This is a genomic window from Vreelandella sp. 162(4c), assembly GCF_058152265.1.
In genome coordinates this window covers 581,261-600,095 of record NZ_CM176981.1, presented here as the reverse complement: position 1 = coordinate 600,095, position 18,835 = coordinate 581,261, and the positions used below count along the sequence as shown (strand labels likewise).

The window sequence follows — 18,835 nt, the reverse complement described above, 5'->3', positions numbered from 1 at the left end:
CTAAAACCTGCTATTTAAAAAATAGTGTGTGGCGATTAGCCAATGGGCTGGTCGACTTCAAGCGCTAATAGTTGCTCGCGATTAGGCAAACCTTCCATATCACCCACTACCTGGATGGCTTGGGCGCCAATGAGGTTGCCGCGTTGGGCGGCTTGACGCGCCGTTCTTCCGTCAAGCAGGGCGCTAATGACACCGACGGCGAAGCCATCGCCTGCACCTACGGTATCCACCACCTCAGCAACGTGGCAACCGGCCACTGTAAAGCTCTCTTCTTGCCCATCCAGGTTGCCACGGTAATAGCTACCTTCGGGGCCCAGCTTGATGATCACAGCCGAGGCACCTTGATCCAGATAATAGCCTGCTATGTCGTAAGGCGTCTTCTGCCCGGTGAGAAGCTGGCCCTCTGAAAGCCCAGGCAACACCCAATCGGCGCGACCTGCGAGCTCATTAAGGGTCGACCGCATAACGTTTTCGCTGGGCCAAAGTGACGGCCGTAAATTGGGGTCAAAGGAAATACTAGCGCCGTGGGCGCGGGCCTCTTCCATCAAATGATGGCTAAGCTGGCAGGCGCTTTCAGATAATGCTGGGGTAATGCCCGTCGCGTGAAGGTGGTTAAGTGCCTGAAAGTCGACATCCCGGGCGTCGTCAATAGTGAGATGGCTGGCGGCACTGCCACGTCTAAAATATTCAACTCGCGGGTCGGCGCCGTTCTGGGCACGTTCTTTAAAGAGCAGCCCGGTGGGGTGCTGTGCATCGGCGTGAATATAGCGATCATCGATACCTTCCGCTGTTAATGCCGCCTGAATAAACCCTCCAAAGCTATCGGTTCCCACTCGACTTAACCAGCCCACGTGGAAACCCAGCCTGGAGAGGCCGATAGCGACATTATTATCGGCGCCTGCCAAGCGGCGGTGGAAACGCTCAATGCCGGATAAGTCGCCTGGTGAATCAGCGACAAACATAGCCATAGCTTCGCCGAAGGTGAGAATTTCTGGTGGGTTAGAGAAGGAGTGGGGCATAGTCAGTAATCTCTTCGAGTTGTTCATTATCATCCAATGGGAACGATACCATTTTTGTGGCAATTTTTTAGCACCGACTAAAAAAATTAGCGTTGAGTAGAACCTCGTTCGATCAGAGTAGGTGAAAACCTCAGCGCCGCTGGCATTGATGATACGTGGGGAGCAATGCGATGCATCAAGCATTGAACAGCCGTTTTACCCATTGCATCGGTGGGTTGGGCAAGCGTGGTAATGCCGGGAGAGATCAAAGCGCACCAATCGAGTTCATCAATCCCCATCAAGCCTACCTTGCCAAGCAGTAAGTCCAACTGCTGAAACAGGCGGGTCACGGTTAGGGTGGCAGTGCCATTGCCGCACAAGACAGCGCAAGCGTGCTGTTGCTGGGCGGCTAAAAAGTCGCTTAATTCTTGAAGCGTTGCAGTGCCATCTGAGTTAGCAAGCAGGGAGGATGAATGAATAAGCCCCAACTGCTCGGCAGTGTGGTTAAAGCGGGCCAAGCGTTTTTGTCGGGTGCTTGACTGCTGGGGAGCTTCGCTGACATACAGCACGGCCTGGTAGCCCTGATCGGCCAAGTGTTCTAGCGCCATATCGACCGCCAGGTGATTATCGAGTCCAACCACTTCCGCCTCCACATGATCGACTTCGCGGTCTAGCAGAACAATGGGTGTCCCCTGGCTGATAAAAGTATGTAGTTGGCGTTCAGGGCTGCCGGATGCATTTACCACGAGACCTTCCACCTGATAGGCACCCAACAGGTCTAAATGCTGGCGCTCCTGTTCTGGGTCGTTATCAGTATTACATACTACCAATGAGTAGCCGTATTGGCGGCACGCTTGCTCTACACCATGTGTGATAGCCACTGAAAATGGGTTGCGGATATCTGCCACCAACATACCTAACAATTTAGAACGACCACCTTTTAACCCGCGTGCCATTTGATTTGGCTGGTAGCCAAGGGTACCTGCCGCATGGGCGATGCGCGCTTGAAGTGAGGGCGAGAGCCGATCACGCTCTTCGCCAAAATAGCGCGATACGCTGGTTTTAGAGGCACCAGCGAGGCGGGCTACTTCAAGAATGGTGGAACGGCGCGGTGTAGGTGGCATAGTGTACTTTAAAATAGAGTGCTTAAATCCTGGATTCATAGAATAACCGCAGCACTTTGGATCACACAGTAGAGGAAGGAGGGCCAGCGCCGGTACCCTCTCGACTTTACCGACCAAAGTGAAGCAGAGAATGGGATACCGACAACTGACCCAGGCCCAACGATACCAAATTTTCGCTTACCTCGAGACTGGCATCAGCCAGCGACAGATAGCCAAGGCTATTGGGGTTCACAGCAGCACCATTAGCCGGGAGATAAAGCGCAATGGGCTTACTGCTGGCTATGCGCCTGAGCAGGCTCAATTGAGAAGTGATCAGCGTCGACGCAGCGCCTGGAAAGTGACGAAGCGACTGCCCAGCCTAATTCGATGGGTCACTGATCAACTGATGGACGAATGGAGCCCCCAGCAAATTAGTGGCTTCATGGCGAATGCCAACGGCGTTTGCGTAAGCCATCAGTGGATCTATGCGTTAATCTGGGACGACAAGAAACACGGCGGCGACTTATGGAAGCGACTCCGCTTACCACACCAGCGGCGCTATCAGCGCCGATTGGCCAAGCATGCGGGATTGGGCAAAATTCCACACCGGGTAGGTATTGAACAACGTCCCGCCGAAGTGGAAGAAAGGCGCCATATCGGCCATTGGGAAGGCGATACGGTGCTCAAGGGCCACAAAGAATCCGGCCTGGTGACCCTGGTCGAGAGACGCAGCGGATACCTCTTGGCAGCGCGCCTGCCGACAATCACGGCCACAGGAACGGCCAAAGCGATGACCCGGTTATTAAAACCACGCCGAGGTGCAGTGCAGACCATCACCTTGGATAACGGTTCGGAATTCGCCGAGCACCGACAGGTTGCCAAGGCCGTCTCGGCCAAGACCTATTTTTGCGACCCGTACCGCTCATGCCAGCGTGGCACCAATGAAAACACCAACGGACTGATTCGCCAATATTTCCCGAAAGGGACGGACTTCCGAAAGGTGAGCGACTCAGCACTGAGGCGAGTCGTTGCCAAGCTGAATAATCGCCCCAGAAAACGCTTGGGGTATCGGACACCGGCACAAGTGTTCCTGGGAGAGTATTCAGGAGCGCTGGAAACCGCGGGTGCTGCGCTTAATGTTTGAATTCAGGATAAATAGCGTTTTGCGTTAAAGTGTCTTCCGTTACATTGTGATTAACGGAATGAAAGTAGCTCAATTTTGAGTGTTTGCTAGGCCAAAAGCAACGGAGTGCGAGCCGCTAAGGGTGATTGGCCATATGAATATTGTAGTCTGTGGGGTTCACCGTGCCCTCAAGGCGTCCAATTTGAGTAAAATCACTATTCTCAAGAACCGTGTCAATAGATGTGTCTCTAAAGGAGAGGTTTTTAATTACGTTAACTTTACACGGCATTCCCTTTGCATCTACATCCATTATCCATGCTAAAAAACCGTTTGAAAATTTTGCTAAGCTACCGATAGGGTATAAGCCAAAGTGTTGGATATACTCTACAAGTAATGACTTTTCATAAATAGTTGGGCAGTTATTAACCCAGCGGTAGGCATCAAGAGGTTGCCGCGGATGCTGACCATTTCGCTCATGGGTTAATTTATTGATTATTTTAATAACACTGATTAATCGAACACGCTCGGATAACTCTGCAGCCTGCTTTCCTGCTGGATAGCCGCTGCCATCGAGCCGTTCGTTGGCATTGAGGATAATGTCATGGCAGGCTGGGCTGGCGACCCAGCCCAGTGCCGTTAGCTTGTTATTCAGTGCAACAACATGTTCTTTGAGTAGCTCGGCTTGCGATGGAGACATGCGAATTTTAAGTGAGGGGAGCTGTTCGCTAATCAGCAGTGGTTTACCCATGGTGTGTAGTAGGGCGCCCGCTACTGTTTCCCGTGTCTGTGGCGCGTGTGGGTCACGACTGATCAGGATCATCGCTAGCTGGCTACTCACTTGTATGGCATGGCGAACCCACTCGGGTTCATCATGCAAAAAAGCCAGCGCATACTGAAGCCCCCTTCGGTCTTGAGTGACCATATAAAGAAGGCTGTCGACACACTCATAGAGGCTCTCTTCTGGAAATAAGTCTTTGTTTTTAGTAAACATTAACATGACTTGTAGCTGGTGAGCGACTTCAAGAACACCGCGTAGCAGAGGAGATCGTTGGCTACTCTTGGTTTGATCATGCTCTTCTTTGTGCTGCATTTTCTTCTCTTTGGCATCTGCGATGAAAAGCCGCGACTTAGCACGTGAATTGCTATTTTGTAGCCCTGAACGAAAAGCGGCTTCGAACTCAGACTCCGATACATAATGGAAAAGTGTTTCAGTCATTGTGGCTGTCATATTAATAAACTCAATACCGATAGCCGCGTAGTCGTGGCTTCCAAAAGGGCGCATATGACGAATACGCCCCTGAGTATTGAATGTTTCTCCGTTTGGAAACTCGAGTGTTACCTCTGGCAGCGTCTGGTTAACGCTAAGGGCCATGCTGTCTTCGAGGCTGACATACACCATGCAGCCGCCCACTGAAAGGTTACGCACTTTTCCTTCCACATTAAGCTCATGAGCAAAGACTTCAAGGTGCACACGTGCATGCATACCAAGAATAAAAGGAACGCGTAGAGCACCTCTATTATCGGAAGCAAAAATAGAGTTGGGAAGCTGACACTCAAGATGGTAAGTGCAGGCATCTATCTTAATGACGTGTGCAGGTACTTGCTCAATGTTGTAAATTTCTTCTTCTATACCAGGTGAAGGGTGCGAAGCCTCTATGTCAAAGCAAATAGTTTCGTTTTTAAAATATGGAGAAAGCGAATTTCCGGTGTAGTGAATAGCTAAGGTTATTTTTCCGGTATCCAGCTCCATCTTAATTGCCTTCGCTTCTATGGCGTAGGCTGCTTCTTTAGAAAAGATAGAAATAGCATGCTCTTTTTTTAGCAGTGAGCGTATTATCTGCCCAGTGGTATTTTGGTTCGCCGTATCGATAATCATATAAAACCCACCGTATTTATTTTGTTATAATTTATATCGACTTGGTGGTGACTGCTATATGCTTCTATTGCTTGTCACTTCTACCATGATAGGACATTTTTCCTGTGTCGATTAGCTATTATTTCGCTCCAGTTTGCAAACCGATTTATATCTATTTTAAGAGACATTTGTAATGATTTGATAACTTTTGTTTGTGTTTGATGCAGGCCAGACCGCCATTCGGCCGGGTAGGGATAATCAGGTAAACTGCACGCTTTCTTTTACAGCGATGCTCGCGGCATGCCCTCAAACCCTAAATCACTCCATTCTCAATCGAGCAGCTATGAATTAACGCCGTCTGGCGATCGCTATTTCGATGGCCTGGCCGAGAAATTCTCCCGTTCGCTCTATCAGGCGCCCCGGGGCGAGCTGCGTCTCGCAATGCTCGACTACCTGCTACCGGAAATGCTGAATCTAGAGGGGCAGTGCGTGCTGGACGTGGGCGGTGGCCTGGGCCAGCAGGCGGCATGGTTTGCTGAGCGGGGGCACCGGGTCACGATGACTGAGCCCTCAGCAGATATGCTCAGCTACGCAAAAACCTGGCACCGGGATGTTAAAACGTTACCGGAAGAGGCGATTACTTATCTGCAGGTGCCGCTGCAACGGTTAACAGAACAAGCGTCTGGCCCATGGCCGCTGATTACCTGCCATGCAGTGTTGGAGTGGTTGGGTGATCCGCAAGCGGCGCTGGCCACCTTGAGCGATTTATTGGCCCCAGGTGGCCAGCTTAGCTTGATGGTGTTTAATCGCGATGCACTGCGCTTTTCTAATGCAGTCAAAGGCAACCTTGAGAAGGCGTTGAGCGACCGCTTAGCGGGGAAGGGCAAGCGCCAACGATTGACGCCTATTTTGCCTGTTAGTCATGCCGAGGTTGAGCAGTGGAGTGCAGATAACGGCTTAGTGATAGATGCAGTCGCCGGTATCCGCGTTTTTCAAGATTACTTGCGCCATCCTCCCGCCACGCCAGCAGAAACTGAAACGCTGTTGGCGCTGGAAAAAAAGTATTGTCGCCATGACCCCCACTGGCGCTTAGGCCGCTACCTACTTTATACATTAATTAAACCGGAGATCGTTGAATGAGTGCCCAAGCCCCAGCGTGCCAGCTGTTAGAGCGACAAAAAGATAACTATGTAGCGCTGTGGGTCATTGGCCCGCCAGTCGATAGCTGGCTTATTGATCAATCGTCGGGTGTGGTCAGTGGCGATTTTGACGTACTGCGTGAGTGGCAGGCGAAAGGCAAGCAGGCCCGAACGCCTTTTGACTTGGCGGTGGGTGAGCCATTCGGCAAAGAGGTAGTGCTGTTTTGGCCGAAGGCGCATCAGTTAGGTATTTGGTGGCTCAAGTGGTTATGTGAGCAGCTACCTGAAGGCACACCCATTGAAATTGTCGGCGAGCATCAAGGTGGCATTAAACGCGTTCCCAAGATGCTGGAAGAGCTGGGGATGCCTTGGGATAAGCGCGACAACGCCCGGCGCTGTTCACTCTTTGCCACCCAAACCGTGGCATTGGATTCGACTAGCGATAGCGCTTGGCAGCAATTCGAGACATTAGGACTGACGCTGAACAGCCACCCGGGCGTATTTGGCCACGGCAAAGTCGATGAAGGAACGCTGTTACTGTTGGAAAGCATTGAGAATAGCTTGCCGAAAAAACCGCTCAAAGTGCTGGATATGGGCTGTGGCGATGGGATTATTAGCGCTTGGTTGGCCCAGCGTGGCCATCATGTGACCGCGGTGGACGTCAGCGCTTTTGCGGTAGAGGCGTGTAAGCGCACTTTGGCGGCGAATGGGCTAGAGGGGCGGGTACTCTGCAGTGATGTATTCAGTGCACTTGAAGGTGAGCAGTTTGACTGGATTGTTAGCAACCCGCCTTTCCATAAAGAGCGTGATATCAGTTATGGCCCTAGCCAGCGTTTGATCAGCGCAGCGCCAGAGCATCTCAATGCGGGCGGGCGGTTAATCCTGGTGGCAAATGGCTTTTTGCCCTATCCAGACCTCTTGCAGCGGGCATTTCAAGACTTCCAGACCCTGGCGGATAATCGCCGCTTCAAGGTTTACGGTGCGATTAAGTCACAGCGCTAGGTCTACGGCATTTGATGAGGTACTTACTCAGCAAAGAAAACATTAAGTACGTGATCCAGATGCACTTCCATGGCACGACGAGCAGCCGCCGGGTCACGTTCTTCAATGGCCTCAACGATGCGTTTGTGGTCGTCCTGGGAGCGCTGCGGCATGTCCGTTTCCATAAATAGTTCCTGGAGTCGACGAAACATGGCGCCGTACTTATGCCCAAGCAGATGCTTGATGACAAGTGCGTAGGCCGCGTTGCCTGAGGCCTCAGCAATACGAATATGCAGTAATCGATCACCGGCGCAGTTACGCCCTCCAGCGGCGTTGTCAGATACATTCCGCTCAAATGCCAAACGGATCGCTTTCATATCCTCTTCAGTGGCGTTCATGGCTGCTAACGCGGCAATTTCCGGTTCCAGATAGCGGCGCGTCTGGAGCAGTGAAAAGGGCGGGATCTCTTCGTCCAGATTGAGCTCGATTTCGCTCTCGAACTCTGGGTCTATTGCCCAGGGCTCGGTTCGAGCGGCTGCGCGCATCACCGATTCCATGGGAGTGGCGCGCGATTCAAGCACCACGACACCATGGCCGACTCGAACAGCTACCTGCCCAACCACTTCGAGAGCAATCAAGGCCTCTCTCACTGAAGCCCGACTAACGCCAAGAGCTTGGGCAAGCTCTCGCTCGGGGGGTAATAGTGTTCCTGGGGGAAACTCACCATCATTGATTAACTGCTGTAATTGATCAGCAATCTGGCGATAGAGGCGCTGCGAGCGGATGGTTTGAATCGGCATTCGTGGTGTTTCCTATCCGTTTCACTGGTGTTTTTCGACTAAAGTTGATGGCTACTAAAGTTTATTCCCAAAAGCTGCTATTTGGCCTTTTGAGGCTTGTCAGGGTCAAAGTTTCTCGCTCATACTCGGCTCATTGGTCAGGCCATTAGGTGTCTGGATGATTTGGCCTAATGTATGTTCCCATTCTTTTCAAGGTCGTGCCACAGCTTTTAGGGGTGCGCCTTAGCCGTTAGGGATGTGCAAATAACATGAGACTCAAGAACAAAACTGCACTGATAACCGCCGCTGCAAACGGCATTGGGCGTGCTAGCGTCGAGCGCTTTGTTGCCGAGGGCGCACGCGTATTCGCGACAGATATCGATATTGCCAGCTTAGAAGGTATACCGGGTGTTGAAGCTTATCGCCTGGACGTCACGGATAGCCAAGCGATCCACCATTTAGCCGCTTCACTGCCAGCCTTGGATGTACTGTTTAACTGCGCCGGTATGGTGGCAGGTGGCAGCGTACTCGAATGCGACGAGGCCACTTGGCAGCGATCGATGGATCTGAATGTCACTTCAATGTTTCATACCTTGCAGGCTTTTTTACCGGGCATGTTGGCAAAAGAGAGTGGCAGCATCATCAACATGGCTTCCCTGGCATCTAGCATTAAAGGAGTTGCTAATCGCTGCGCTTACGGTACTTCTAAAGCCGCGGTGATCGGACTGACCAAGTCTGTCGCCGCCGACTTTATGACCCAGGGAATTCGCTGTAATGCGATCTGCCCTGGCACCGTTGAGTCTCCCTCTCTCAAACAGCGTATTGCTGAGCAGGCACGTAAAGAGGGGCGCAGTGATGCAGAGGTGCTAGCCTCTTTTATTGCCCGTCAGCCAATGGGTAGGCTGGGGCGAGTGGAGGAAGTGGCTGCGCTGGCGGCTTTTCTGGCTTGTGATGAATCGCAGTTTATTACCGGTACCACGCAATTGATCGATGGTGGTTGGGCTAACTGATTACTTCAGAAGGAATAACAATATGAAACTTTTACGCTTTGGAACGCTGGGCCAGGAAAAGCCGGGCATTCTCGATAGTCAGGGTAAGGTGCGTGATCTTTCCGCCCTCGTTAGCGATGTTGCCGGTGATGTGTTGAGCGACGAAGGGTTGCAGAAACTTCGCGATGTGGATCTCTCTACATTGCCAGAGGTCGCGGCTGATGTGCGTCTGGGGCCTTGTGTTGGTCAGGTGGGCAAATTTATTTGTATTGGTCTCAACTACTCCGATCACGCAGCAGAAACCGGCGCCGAGGTTCCCCCCGAGCCGGTCATTTTCAATAAGTGGACAAGCGCTATCTGTGGTCCCAATGACAATGTGGAGATCCCCCGTGGCTCCAAAAAGACCGATTGGGAAGTCGAGCTTGGGGTAATTATTGGAAAGGGTGGTCGTTACATTGATGAAGCTGAGGCGATGTTACATGTGGCGGGGTTCTGCGTAGTTAATGATGTGTCTGAACGCGAGTTTCAGTTGGAGCGCAGTGGTACTTGGGACAAGGGCAAAGGCTGCGATACGTTTGGCCCCTTGGGGCCCTGGTTAGTTACCCGTGATGAGATTGCTGACCCACACCAGTTAGGTATGTGGCTTGAGGTAGACGGCCAGCGTTACCAGGACGGCAATACACGCACCATGGTGTATCAAGTGCCTTTTCTGATCAGTTACTTGAGTCGTTTCATGAGTTTGCAGCCTGGCGATGTTATCTCAACCGGCACACCTCCCGGTGTGGGTATGGGCCAGAAGCCTGCCGTTTACCTTCGTGATGGGCAGCAAATGCGTTTAGGTATTGAGGGCTTAGGTGTGCAGCGGCAGCGGGTCGTTCAGGCCTAAACATAACGAGGAGAAGCGTGCTTATGGAAGTGCTTATCTGTTCAAAGCCGCAACATCTGGAGCTGCGTCACGCTTCTAAGCCAGAGTGTGCCTCTGGGCATGCCGTGGTACGGATACGCCGTATCGGTATCTGCGGAACGGATATTCATGCTTATGGTGGAAACCAACCCTATTTTGAATACCCCAGGGTGTTAGGCCATGAGCTTGCCGGTGAGATAGTCGAAGTCGCTGATGACCATGACCAGCACTTACTGGGCAAGCAGGTTTATGTCATACCCTACCTGCATTGTGGTGAATGCCGTGCCTGCCAGCAGCATAAAACCAACTGCTGCCAGAACATGCAGGTTATTGGCGTACATCAAGATGGTGGCATGGCGGAGTACCTGGCCGTACCTACCACTCACTTAGTGGTATCTGAAACCCTTAGCATCGATCAATTGGCACTGGTGGAGTGCATGGCAATTGGTGCTCACGCTGTAAGGCGTAGCGTGCTACAAGCGGATGAATTAGCCGTCATCGTGGGTGCGGGGCCTATTGGTATGGGCGTACTCCAGGTCGCTAAAAGCCAGGGTGCGCGTACCTTGATGGTGGATACCAATCCATCACGTCTGGCTTTTTGCCGTGACGTACTGGGTGCCGATGCGGTGGCGAACCCTCAGGAAGTGGAAGTGGCTGCACAGATCAGCAAGCTAAATGGCGGTGCGTTAGCAGATGTGGTGTTTGATGCCACAGGGAGCCCTCGTGCTATGGAGGCTGGGTTCGATCTGGTGGGGCATGGCGGTTGCTATGTTCTGGTGAGTATAGTCAAAGCAGACATTACCTTCAGTGATCCTGATTTCCACAAGAAAGAGTTGACCTTGATCGGCAGCCGTAATGCCACTCGGGAAGACTTTGATAGTGTGGTGTCACTGATGGATAGTGGGGACATCAATGCTGAAGCAATGATTACCCACCGTGCTTACCTTGCTGACGTGCCTGCCCAGATGCCCCAGTGGTGTGACCCCGCTAATCAGGTTATCAAGGCCATGATATCGATTGATCATTAACACTTCTGCATCGTTTCCTCAAACTTGCCACATTCAGCCGCCGACGAATTTACCGGTAAGGTCTATCGTTAAGGACTATGATGCAAATAAGTAGTCGTTAATTTAACGGTAGTGAGTAGGAGTGGCAGCAATGGCGGGAAATATTCGAAATACGGCGGTACTGGGAAGTGCCGTTCTGCTGGGCGGGCTGCTGGCGCTAGGGCTGGTATGGAGCGGTAGTTATATCAAGGGCGCCGCAGAAGTATGGCAGCAGTCGTCACGTAGCGTCACGGTGCGCGGCTTAGCCGAGCGAGAAGTGCCGGCGGATTTGGTGCTGTGGCCGTTCAATTACAGTGTCAGCGCTAATAGCTTGAGTGACCTTGAGCAGCAGTTGTCCAGTGACGAGCAGGCAATTCGCGATTTTCTGGAGGCCCAGGGGTTTGCATCAGAGCATGTTAGCTCCACTCCGCCGCGGATTACCGACCAATATAGCAATCAGTACGGTGGTCAGCGCCCGGATGAGCGCTATCGCGCCGAAGCAACACTGCTACTGCGCTCCCCCGATGTCGAGGGCGTGATCGAGGCAATCCCCAATGCGACTTCACTGGTTCGAGAGGGCGTACTGCTCTCGCCCAGCTACGAATACCGCACGGAGTTTCTATTTACCGGACTTGATGCGATCAAGCCTGAAATGATTGCGGCGGCCACTGCGGATGCGCGTAACGCCGCACAGCAGTTTGCCGAAGATTCCGGTAGCCAAGTGGGCCAGATTCGTCAGGCGACCCAGGGCTACTTCTCCATCGAGGACTTGGACAGCTACACGCCGCAAACCAAACGTGTTCGCGTTGTCACCACGGTGGACTACTCCTTACAAGATTAGGCCCTAGGCGGCGTTAATGGCGCAGGGATTAGCCAGTGTAATCAATGGCGGTGATGGTATAAAACGTATCACCGTTAGGCGTGAGCACTTTTGCTTCATCACCCACCTGTTTACCGAGCAGTGCTTTAGCCATAGGTGCATCGATACTGATCCAGCGCTTTTTGGTGTCGATTTCATCGTGGCCAACGATCCTGAGATGCACCTCACCGCCACTTTCATCCTCCAGGCTTACATAAGCGCCGAAAAACACCTTGCTGGTATCGGCAGGCAGGCGGTCTACGATTTGCAGTTCGTCCAAGCGTTTCGTCAGGTAAGTAATCCGGGCGATAACGCGGTTCAGCTCTTTCTTGTTATAGGTGTAATCGGCGTTTTCACTGCGGTCGCCCTGGGCGGCTGCTTCGCCGACTTTTGCTGAAATATCCGGGCGTTTAACCCGCGATAGGTGATCCAAGATAGCGCGCAAGCGAGCCGCCCCTTCTGGGGTAATCAGATTGCTCTTAGGGGCTTGACGCGGATCTTTGGCTGGATCGCGCCAGCGGGTCATGTTGCGGCCTTTCATTACCTATTCCCCATTGTGTTTCGAGCTATCTACCTTACGTTAATTGCGCGAAGCATACCAAGCAACATGCTACTGGAAAATCATTCAAACGTTTGTTACATTTTTTGCTATATTGAGCGAGAGGCCCGCTATTAGTAGGTCTAACCAGGACAACAATAATGTTAGGAGCATGTATGCGAACTCACTCTTTTTCACGCAACTCTTTGTCACGTTTAATAATCGCCGCCGCCATTGGCAGCGCGCTGATGCTGTCTCCGCTAACCGCCTCTGCCTTTGAAGGCGAGCTGTTTTCGCTTAAAAACAGGTGGGAGCATACCGTGACTGAGATGCCCGCCAACGAGCGCGAGAGCACGTTAAAGGCATTGGCAGGTGAAGCGGAGCAGTTGGCCGAGCAGTACAGCGATGAAGCTGATGTACTTGTCTGGCAGGGAATAGTTCTGGCTTCTTATGCCCGTGAGCGCGGTGGTTTAGGCGCATTAGGAATCGCAGGTGATGCGCGTGACGCGTTAGAAAAGGCGATTGAAATAGATCCTCAGGGGTTGAATGGTTCCGCCTACGTCACGCTAGGTGCGCTTTACGATCGCGCTCCAGGGCGGCCACTCGGTTTTGGCAATAGTGATACCGCTGAACGCATGTTCCAGCGTGCCTTGGAGATCCGCCCAGACGGCATCGATGTGAACTACTACTACGCTGCCTTTTTGAAAGAAGAGGGCAATGAGCAGGCCGCTCGCGAGCACGCCCAGCGAGCGGTTAACGGCACCGCTCGAGACAACCGGAAAGTCTCCGATGAAGCGCTACGCCGTGATGCCGAAGCGCTGCTTAAGCAGCTGTAAATCCCCCGCTGAATTGGCATTCCCGGTGGCAAGCATTGATAATAGATCGATTATCACCACCGGGAGTGCCTCATGGCGTCCAACTCCAAGCACGATGCTGTTCAGAATCCTAATTTTCAGCGCCCTCCTTTTAAAAACACGGCTCTTAGCGTTCCAGACTTAAAGCGCAATGATGTTGAGCTGCTTAAGCGGGAGACGCTACACCAGGGGTTTTTCCGCCTGGAAGCCTTAGAGCTTCGTCACCGGCTGTTTGAAGGCGGTTGGAGCGAACCCATGCGTCGTGAAGTGCATAATCGCTTTGATGCAGTGGGTGTGCTGCTCTACGACCCCGAGCGCGACTCATTGGTGCTCATTGAGCAGTTTCGTGCCGGCGCCATTGATGATTCCGTTTCTCCCTGGAAGCTCGAGCTCGTGGCCGGTTTGGTCGAAAAAGACGAATCGCTGGAAGATGTGGCGCGTCGCGAGGCGTGGGAGGAGGCCGGTTGTAAAGTGGCCCAACTGACCAAACTTCACACGTATTATCCCAGCCCTGGCGCCTGCAGCGAGCAAGTGACACTATTTTGTGGTTTGGTAGATACCCAAGGATTAGGTGGGATTCATGGCCTAGATGAAGAGCATGAGGATATTCGTGTTCACGTCATGCCTTTCGCTAACGCTTGGGAGCTCTTAGAGAAGGGGCGACTCGACAACGCCATGTGTTTAATTGGTCTACATTGGCTTAATAGTCAGCGAGCCTCACTGCGTGCTGCCTCACAGCGCGCTTTGACGCAAAGCGAAACCGACGAGGAGTGAACATGGCGAGAACGGCCTATGTCACCGATTTAAAATCGCTCCAAGGGGAGTGCAGCGCCAACTATTTACGTTTGGTGCGCCTGGTGGGCGATATGGAGGCCGGCCAGCGCCGCGATATTGCCTTGCGCGGTGATAAACAGCATTTCGGTGATCTGCATCTGTATATTCAAGAGCAGGCGCCTTACACCACCATGGTGAATGTTTCTCAGACCGGCCCACTAGATACCGTTTTGGAAGGGCCGCGTATGCGCGTACATCTTTATCACGATGTACGCATGGCGGAAGTGACCGACTTTCAGCGCGAGCGCCACTTTAGTGGCCGCTACCGCTACCCCAATGCCCGGATGCATCAGCCGGATGAGAAGCTTCAACTCAACCGCTTCTTGGGCGAGTGGCTGGCTCATGGCCTTGCTCACGGTCACACGGTCGACGTGCCGGAGATGCCCTAATGCGTGTGGTGCAAATTACCGACGCCCATCTCTATGCGGATATCGAAGCGCGTTCCCGGGCGGGCATACCCTGGCGGCAGTTTCAGCAGGTGTTGAATGCCGTTGTCGCCGAAAAGCCCGATATCGTGCTGTTTACTGGTGATATTAGCCAGGATGAATCGGCCGCTTCCTACGCCTTGGCGGTGCAGGCGCTGGAGCAGTTGCCTTGCCCCTGGTACTGGCTGCCGGGTAATCACGATCAGCCCGAGTTCATGGCGGCCGAGCGGCCGATGGTTGAACAAGTGGACTTGGATTCGTGGCGCATCCTGTTGCTCAATACCCAGGTGGAGGGCAAACCCCACGGTGAACTGGGAAGCGAGCGGCTAGCTAAGCTCGCTGAACAGTTAGAGAACGATGACCAGCCCACGCTGATAGCCATGCACCACCCGCCGGTGGACGTCGGCGCGGTGTGGATGGATGCCATTGGCCTACAAGATCGCGACGCATTTTGGCAACTGCTAAGTAAATACCCGCACGTCAAGATCATCCTGTTTGGTCACGCGCACCAAGCCTACGCCGAGCATCATATTTTAGGCACAGGTAGAGGCATAGGTGAGGCCACTATTGATGTTTATGGCTGCCCGGCGATGGCCGATCAGTTTCTGCCCGGTGCCGAGCAGTTTGCCATTGATGAAGCTTCCCGCCCTGGCTATCGGGTTATCGATTTGGCGTATAGCGATGCCCAGGGAAGCGAGTGGCAGAGCTGGATAGAGCGCATTGATTAGACGTTAATTGCTCTCTTATTTCTCTCCCATTTCTGGATAGGTTTTTTAGGAATAAAAAGATAGTTATTAATTCTTTTGGGTTATTACCGGCTCGGCGTTACCCTACTCACATTCGAACGTACATTTATCTATAACGTACGCTGATTTTAGCTTGTGTGACGAGCTTGTTCTTGTGAGGTAAGGGGCCATGACCCAATTGTCTACATTGTCGTCAAAAGAGCGGTCTTCAGAGACGCGTTCTTCATCTTCAGCGATGCAGGGGGAGGCTTTTAATGCCCCTGATGCCGCGCGCTTGACCCACCTCAAGCAATTAGAAGCCGAGTCTATCCATATCATCCGTGAAGTTGCCGCTGAGTTCGCCAACCCGGTGATGATGTACTCCATCGGTAAAGATTCGTCGGTAATGCTGCACTTGGCGCGCAAAGCTTTTTACCCCGGTACACCGCCATTCCCGCTGATGCACGTGGACACCACGTGGAAGTTTCGCGAAATGATCGAGTTCCGTAACCGCATGGCTGAAGAGGCGGGTATGGAACTGATCGTGCACACCAACGAAGAGGGGCGGGCAGCCAATATCAACCCGTTCGACCACGGCAGCGCCAAATACACCGATATCATGAAAACCCAGGCGCTCAAGCAGGCGCTGGATAAGTATGGGTTTGATGCGGCCTTTGGTGGCGCGCGTCGTGATGAAGAAGCCTCGCGTGCCAAAGAGCGCGTCTACTCGTTCCGCGATAAGTATCACCGTTGGGATCCCAAGAACCAGCGCCCTGAGCTTTGGAACGTATATAACGCCAAGGTCAATAAAGGTGAATCGATCCGCGTGTTCCCACTCTCTAACTGGACCGAGCTGGATATCTGGCAGTACATCTACTTAGAGTCGATTCCCATCGTGCCGCTCTACTACTCGGCCAAGCGGCCCATAGTCGAGCGCGACGGTATGCAAGTTATGGTCGATGACGACCGTATGCCGTTAGCACCTGGCGAAGTGCCGGAAATGAAGTCGGTACGGTTTCGAACGCTTGGCTGCTACCCGCTAACCGGCGCGGTGGAATCCGAAGCCGCGACGCTTCCGGAAATTATTCAAGAGATGCTGCTGACCCGAACCAGCGAGCGCAGTGGCCGTGCCATTGACCGCGACCAGGTGGGTTCGATGGAGAAGAAAAAGCGCGAGGGCTATTTTTAAATGAGGAAAGTCTGATGTCTCACCAATCTAATTTAATCGCCGATAATATCGAGCAGTACCTGCACGAGCACGAAAACAAAGACCTACTGCGTTTTATCACCTGCGGTAGCGTAGACGACGGCAAATCGACGCTGATTGGCCGTCTGCTTCACGACTCGAAAATGATCTTTGAAGATCAACTGGCGGCGATCACTCAGGCTTCTAAAACCAGTGGTACTACTGGTGATACCGTTGATCTGGCGCTGTTGGTGGATGGGCTGCAGTCAGAGCGTGAGCAGGGCATTACCATCGATGTGGCGTACCGCTTTTTCTCTACCGATAAGCGCAAGTTTATTATCGCCGATACGCCTGGGCATGAGCAGTACACCCGCAATATGGCCACGGGGGCATCAACCGCCAGCCTGGCGATTATCCTGATCGATGCCCGCTACGGTGTGCAGACCCAGACTCGCCGCCATAGCTTTATTGCCGACCTGCTAGGTATTCAGCACCTGGTGATTGCGGTCAATAAGATGGATCTAGTGGACTTCTCCGAGCAGCGCTTTAACGAGATAGTCGATGAGTACCGAGCCTTTGCCACCAATCTGCAAGCACCTGACATTCGCTTTGTACCGATGTCGGCCCTGAATGGCGACAACGTGGTCAATCGCAGCGAACAAACGCCCTGGTATTTTAGCGATGCTTACCAGGGGGAAACACTGATCGAGCTATTAGAGAGTGTCGAGATTACCCGCGACCAGAACCTCAGCGATCTGCGTTTACCGGTTCAGTACGTTAACCGCCCGAACCTTGATTTTCGCGGTTACTGCGGCACCTTAGCCGCGGGTGTATTACGTCCTGGTCAAGCCGTTAAGGCACTTCCATCGGGTAAAACGTCGCGGGTTGCACGGATTGTCACTTTTGATGGTGACCTTGCGGCCGCTTATCCAGGTCAGGCGATCACTGTGACTCTGGAAGATGAAATCGATATCTCCCGTGGCGACTGGCTGGTGGCAGCGGATAGCGAACTGCCGCTCTCCAACACCTTTAAAGCCGATATTGTTTGGATGCAGGAAGAGGCGTTAACGCCAGGTAAGCTCTACGATTTCAAACTGGCGACCCGCGATCTTTCCGGTCAGATCAGTGCGATTGATTACCAAATCGACGTCAATACTCTGGAGAAGCATGCCACTCACTCGCTGGGGCTAAATGCTATTGCCCGCTGCGACGTGGAACTGACAGCTGCTATTCCCGTGGATGATTACCGCACCAGCCCCGGTACCGGTAGCTTTATCATCATTGATCGGCTGACCAACGTGACCGTAGGCGCCGGTATGATCCGCGGTACCGCCAGCGCCCCAGGCAATGCTTCAAACGCCACCGATTGGGCCGACTTTGAGCGTGACTTGAATGCCCTGGTGCGTAAGCATTTCCCTCACTGGGAAGCGAAAGATATCAGCGGTTTATTCAGCCGCTAACCGGCATAAGCTCCGGTCATGAGCCTCCTCACATCCGTGCGAGGAGTTCTCCTTATGTCATTGCGAGGAGCGAAGCGACGCGGCAAACTTGCTTTTGTCATTGCGAGCGCAGCGCGGCAATCTCAAAGTTAGTGCCATCGCCGGTATGAGATTGCTTCGTCGCAAGCTACTCGCAATGGCGGTAGGTGATTAGATTTACTCAGCATTAGGGAAAAACAGCTGCTGACCATCTACCTCAAAATCCGCAATCGCTTGCTGGCCCTGTTCAGAAACCAGCCACTCGTGCCACTGGGCGGCGAGGTCGTGCTTCAAATGCGGGTGTCGCTCTGCCGAGAGCAATAGGCTGCCATACTGATTGAATAGCGCTTCATCGCCCTCAAACAGCAAGGTAAGGTCTTGTGGGTTGTCAAAGGCGACCCAGGTGGCGCGATCGGTAAACGTATAGGCGTCCATGCCCGCGGCGGTATTCAACGTAGGGCCCATGCCGCTGCCCAGCTCGCGGTACCACTCGCCCTGTGGCGTGACCCCAGCATCTTCCCATAAGCGCAATTCCGCGCGGTTGGTGCCGCTATCGTCCCCGCGTGAGGCGAAGGGGGACTCGCTCTCGGCAATGCGCTGCATGGCATCTGTAACGGTTTCGCTATCACTAATGCCTGCAGGGTCATCGCTCGGGCCAACAATCACGAAATCGTTGTACATTACATTCAAGCGTTCTGTGGCGTAGCCATCGGCCACAAACTTTTCTTCACCTGCGGTGTCGTGAACCAGCAGGCTATCCGCATCGCCACGGCGACCAATTTCAAATGCCTGGCCGGTGCCCACGGCGACCACGTGCACATCAATCCCGGTCTCTTCGCTGAATGCGGGGATGATGGCGTCAAACAGGCCAGAGTTTTCGGTAGAGGTCGTGGAGGCCAGGGTAATGTAGTCATCGGCCGCCATCAGCGTAGCGCTGAAGGTCAGCCCTAGGGTGCCAGCGGTGATAAGTGCGGTAGTTTTGTTCATTTTTGCTCCTTGATCGCTTTTCATGAATCGTT

At 53.0% G+C, this 18,835-nt stretch carries 19 protein-coding genes; 13 read left to right on the top strand and 6 right to left on the bottom strand.

What is annotated here, in order from left to right:
- Positions 1-35 precede the first annotated feature (35 nt).
- Together AC4EYZ_RS02755 and AC4EYZ_RS02750 are read right to left on the bottom strand one after the other, a co-directional pair.
- Complete coding sequence (locus AC4EYZ_RS02755; protein ID WP_474193105.1) at positions 36-1,019, bottom strand: sugar kinase; 984 nt, start codon at positions 1,017-1,019, stop codon at positions 36-38.
- 86 nt (positions 1,020-1,105) lie between these two features.
- The gene (locus AC4EYZ_RS02750) at positions 1,106-2,122 is read right to left on the bottom strand and encodes a LacI family DNA-binding transcriptional regulator (protein WP_474193104.1); all 1,017 of its coding nucleotides are present in this window, start codon (positions 2,120-2,122) and stop codon (positions 1,106-1,108) included.
- 130 nt (positions 2,123-2,252) lie between these two features.
- Here AC4EYZ_RS02750 and AC4EYZ_RS02745 point away from each other — a divergent pair, with 130 nt between their 5' ends.
- Positions 2,253-3,245, top strand: a complete 993-nt coding sequence (locus tag AC4EYZ_RS02745) for an IS30 family transposase (RefSeq protein ID WP_490203942.1) — start codon at positions 2,253-2,255, stop codon at positions 3,243-3,245.
- A 115-nt stretch (positions 3,246-3,360) separates the two neighbouring features.
- Here the strand turns inward: AC4EYZ_RS02745 and AC4EYZ_RS02740 are convergent, their stop codons facing one another.
- Positions 3,361-5,100 (bottom strand): HD domain-containing phosphohydrolase, encoded by a 1,740-nt coding sequence (locus AC4EYZ_RS02740; RefSeq protein ID WP_490204082.1) that lies wholly within the window; start codon positions 5,098-5,100, stop codon positions 3,361-3,363.
- Between the two features lie 279 nt (positions 5,101-5,379).
- Here AC4EYZ_RS02740 and AC4EYZ_RS02735 point away from each other — a divergent pair, with 279 nt between their 5' ends.
- Both AC4EYZ_RS02735 and AC4EYZ_RS02730 read left to right on the top strand, forming a co-directional pair.
- Positions 5,380-6,219: a methyltransferase domain-containing protein gene (locus AC4EYZ_RS02735; protein ID WP_490204081.1), complete on the top strand. Its 840-nt coding sequence runs from the start codon at positions 5,380-5,382 to the stop codon at positions 6,217-6,219.
- On the top strand, positions 6,216-7,220 hold the full coding sequence (locus tag AC4EYZ_RS02730; protein WP_159176588.1) for a methyltransferase: 1,005 nt from the start codon (positions 6,216-6,218) through the stop codon (positions 7,218-7,220). Before AC4EYZ_RS02735 ends, AC4EYZ_RS02730 begins: the two co-directional genes overlap by 4 nt.
- Positions 7,221-7,243: 23 nt before the next feature.
- On the opposite strand, the gene AC4EYZ_RS02725 is transcribed toward AC4EYZ_RS02730, so the two are convergent.
- Positions 7,244-7,999: a FadR/GntR family transcriptional regulator gene (locus tag AC4EYZ_RS02725; protein ID WP_474192138.1), complete on the bottom strand. Its 756-nt coding sequence runs from the start codon at positions 7,997-7,999 to the stop codon at positions 7,244-7,246.
- 248 nt (positions 8,000-8,247) lie between these two features.
- On the opposite strand from AC4EYZ_RS02725, the gene AC4EYZ_RS02720 reads away from it, so the two are divergent.
- From AC4EYZ_RS02720 to AC4EYZ_RS02705, 4 genes are all read left to right on the top strand, one after another.
- The gene (locus AC4EYZ_RS02720; protein WP_022524025.1) at positions 8,248-8,988 is read left to right on the top strand and encodes an SDR family oxidoreductase; all 741 of its coding nucleotides are present in this window, start codon (positions 8,248-8,250) and stop codon (positions 8,986-8,988) included.
- Between the two features lie 22 nt (positions 8,989-9,010).
- A complete protein-coding gene (locus AC4EYZ_RS02715; RefSeq protein ID WP_027959022.1) occupies positions 9,011-9,853 on the top strand; it encodes a fumarylacetoacetate hydrolase family protein in 843 nt (280 codons plus the stop codon).
- A gap of 23 nt (positions 9,854-9,876) precedes the next feature.
- Positions 9,877-10,899: a zinc-binding alcohol dehydrogenase family protein gene (locus tag AC4EYZ_RS02710; RefSeq protein WP_027959023.1), complete on the top strand. Its 1,023-nt coding sequence runs from the start codon at positions 9,877-9,879 to the stop codon at positions 10,897-10,899.
- Between the two features lie 130 nt (positions 10,900-11,029).
- A complete protein-coding gene (locus AC4EYZ_RS02705; RefSeq protein ID WP_022524022.1) occupies positions 11,030-11,758 on the top strand; it encodes an SIMPL domain-containing protein in 729 nt (242 codons plus the stop codon).
- A gap of 28 nt (positions 11,759-11,786) precedes the next feature.
- On the opposite strand, the gene greB is transcribed toward AC4EYZ_RS02705, so the two are convergent.
- Positions 11,787-12,317, bottom strand: a complete 531-nt coding sequence (greB, locus tag AC4EYZ_RS02700; RefSeq protein WP_009287719.1) for a transcription elongation factor GreB — start codon at positions 12,315-12,317, stop codon at positions 11,787-11,789.
- Positions 12,318-12,490: 173 nt separating this feature from the next.
- Here greB and AC4EYZ_RS02695 point away from each other — a divergent pair, with 173 nt between their 5' ends.
- The 6 genes from AC4EYZ_RS02695 (at position 12,491) to cysN (ending at position 17,798) form a co-directional block, all read left to right on the top strand.
- Positions 12,491-13,150 carry a tetratricopeptide repeat protein gene (locus AC4EYZ_RS02695; protein ID WP_138800036.1) on the top strand — a complete coding sequence of 220 codons (660 nt, stop codon included), beginning with the start codon at positions 12,491-12,493 and terminating at the stop codon, positions 13,148-13,150.
- Between the two features lie 72 nt (positions 13,151-13,222).
- Positions 13,223-13,942 (top strand): NUDIX domain-containing protein, encoded by a 720-nt coding sequence (locus AC4EYZ_RS02690; RefSeq protein ID WP_041158009.1) that lies wholly within the window; start codon positions 13,223-13,225, stop codon positions 13,940-13,942.
- A 2-nt stretch (positions 13,943-13,944) separates the two neighbouring features.
- Positions 13,945-14,391: a DUF1249 domain-containing protein gene (locus tag AC4EYZ_RS02685; RefSeq protein ID WP_022524019.1), complete on the top strand. Its 447-nt coding sequence runs from the start codon at positions 13,945-13,947 to the stop codon at positions 14,389-14,391.
- Positions 14,391-15,155, top strand: coding sequence for a phosphodiesterase (locus tag AC4EYZ_RS02680; protein WP_138800037.1), 765 nt, complete (start codon positions 14,391-14,393; stop codon positions 15,153-15,155). Before AC4EYZ_RS02685 ends, AC4EYZ_RS02680 begins: the two co-directional genes overlap by 1 nt.
- A 253-nt stretch (positions 15,156-15,408) precedes the next feature.
- Complete coding sequence (gene cysD, locus AC4EYZ_RS02675) at positions 15,409-16,341, top strand: sulfate adenylyltransferase subunit CysD (RefSeq protein ID WP_138800101.1); 933 nt, start codon at positions 15,409-15,411, stop codon at positions 16,339-16,341.
- A 14-nt stretch (positions 16,342-16,355) separates the two neighbouring features.
- The gene (gene cysN / locus AC4EYZ_RS02670) at positions 16,356-17,798 is read left to right on the top strand and encodes a sulfate adenylyltransferase subunit CysN (protein ID WP_009287724.1); all 1,443 of its coding nucleotides are present in this window, start codon (positions 16,356-16,358) and stop codon (positions 17,796-17,798) included.
- 195 nt (positions 17,799-17,993) lie between these two features.
- Here the strand turns inward: cysN and AC4EYZ_RS02665 are convergent, their stop codons facing one another.
- Positions 17,994-18,803 (bottom strand): ABC transporter substrate-binding protein, encoded by an 810-nt coding sequence (locus tag AC4EYZ_RS02665; RefSeq protein ID WP_027959028.1) that lies wholly within the window; start codon positions 18,801-18,803, stop codon positions 17,994-17,996.
- Between the last annotated feature and the right edge of the window lie 32 nt (positions 18,804-18,835).

What these genes read in the sequence shown, in the direction of transcription:
- AC4EYZ_RS02755 (WP_474193105.1), bottom strand. Translation starts at nt 1,019, where the DNA reads ATGCCCCACTCCTTCTCTAACCCACCAGAAATTCTCACCTTCGGCGAA.
- AC4EYZ_RS02750 (WP_474193104.1), bottom strand. Translation starts at nt 2,122, where the DNA reads ATGCCACCTACACCGCGCCGTTCCACCATTCTTGAAGTAGCCCGCCTC.
- AC4EYZ_RS02745 (WP_490203942.1), top strand. Translation starts at nt 2,253, where the DNA reads ATGGGATACCGACAACTGACCCAGGCCCAACGATACCAAATTTTCGCT.
- AC4EYZ_RS02740 (WP_490204082.1), bottom strand. Translation starts at nt 5,100, where the DNA reads ATGATTATCGATACGGCGAACCAAAATACCACTGGGCAGATAATACGC.
- AC4EYZ_RS02735 (WP_490204081.1), top strand. Translation starts at nt 5,380, where the DNA reads ATGCCCTCAAACCCTAAATCACTCCATTCTCAATCGAGCAGCTATGAA.
- AC4EYZ_RS02730 (WP_159176588.1), top strand. Translation starts at nt 6,216, where the DNA reads ATGAGTGCCCAAGCCCCAGCGTGCCAGCTGTTAGAGCGACAAAAAGAT.
- AC4EYZ_RS02725 (WP_474192138.1), bottom strand. Translation starts at nt 7,999, where the DNA reads ATGCCGATTCAAACCATCCGCTCGCAGCGCCTCTATCGCCAGATTGCT.
- AC4EYZ_RS02720 (WP_022524025.1), top strand. Translation starts at nt 8,248, where the DNA reads ATGAGACTCAAGAACAAAACTGCACTGATAACCGCCGCTGCAAACGGC.
- AC4EYZ_RS02715 (WP_027959022.1), top strand. Translation starts at nt 9,011, where the DNA reads ATGAAACTTTTACGCTTTGGAACGCTGGGCCAGGAAAAGCCGGGCATT.
- AC4EYZ_RS02710 (WP_027959023.1), top strand. Translation starts at nt 9,877, where the DNA reads ATGGAAGTGCTTATCTGTTCAAAGCCGCAACATCTGGAGCTGCGTCAC.
- AC4EYZ_RS02705 (WP_022524022.1), top strand. Translation starts at nt 11,030, where the DNA reads ATGGCGGGAAATATTCGAAATACGGCGGTACTGGGAAGTGCCGTTCTG.
- greB (WP_009287719.1), bottom strand. Translation starts at nt 12,317, where the DNA reads ATGAAAGGCCGCAACATGACCCGCTGGCGCGATCCAGCCAAAGATCCG.
- AC4EYZ_RS02695 (WP_138800036.1), top strand. Translation starts at nt 12,491, where the DNA reads ATGCGAACTCACTCTTTTTCACGCAACTCTTTGTCACGTTTAATAATC.
- AC4EYZ_RS02690 (WP_041158009.1), top strand. Translation starts at nt 13,223, where the DNA reads ATGGCGTCCAACTCCAAGCACGATGCTGTTCAGAATCCTAATTTTCAG.
- AC4EYZ_RS02685 (WP_022524019.1), top strand. Translation starts at nt 13,945, where the DNA reads ATGGCGAGAACGGCCTATGTCACCGATTTAAAATCGCTCCAAGGGGAG.
- AC4EYZ_RS02680 (WP_138800037.1), top strand. Translation starts at nt 14,391, where the DNA reads ATGCGTGTGGTGCAAATTACCGACGCCCATCTCTATGCGGATATCGAA.
- cysD (WP_138800101.1), top strand. Translation starts at nt 15,409, where the DNA reads ATGCAGGGGGAGGCTTTTAATGCCCCTGATGCCGCGCGCTTGACCCAC.
- cysN (WP_009287724.1), top strand. Translation starts at nt 16,356, where the DNA reads ATGTCTCACCAATCTAATTTAATCGCCGATAATATCGAGCAGTACCTG.
- AC4EYZ_RS02665 (WP_027959028.1), bottom strand. Translation starts at nt 18,803, where the DNA reads ATGAACAAAACTACCGCACTTATCACCGCTGGCACCCTAGGGCTGACC.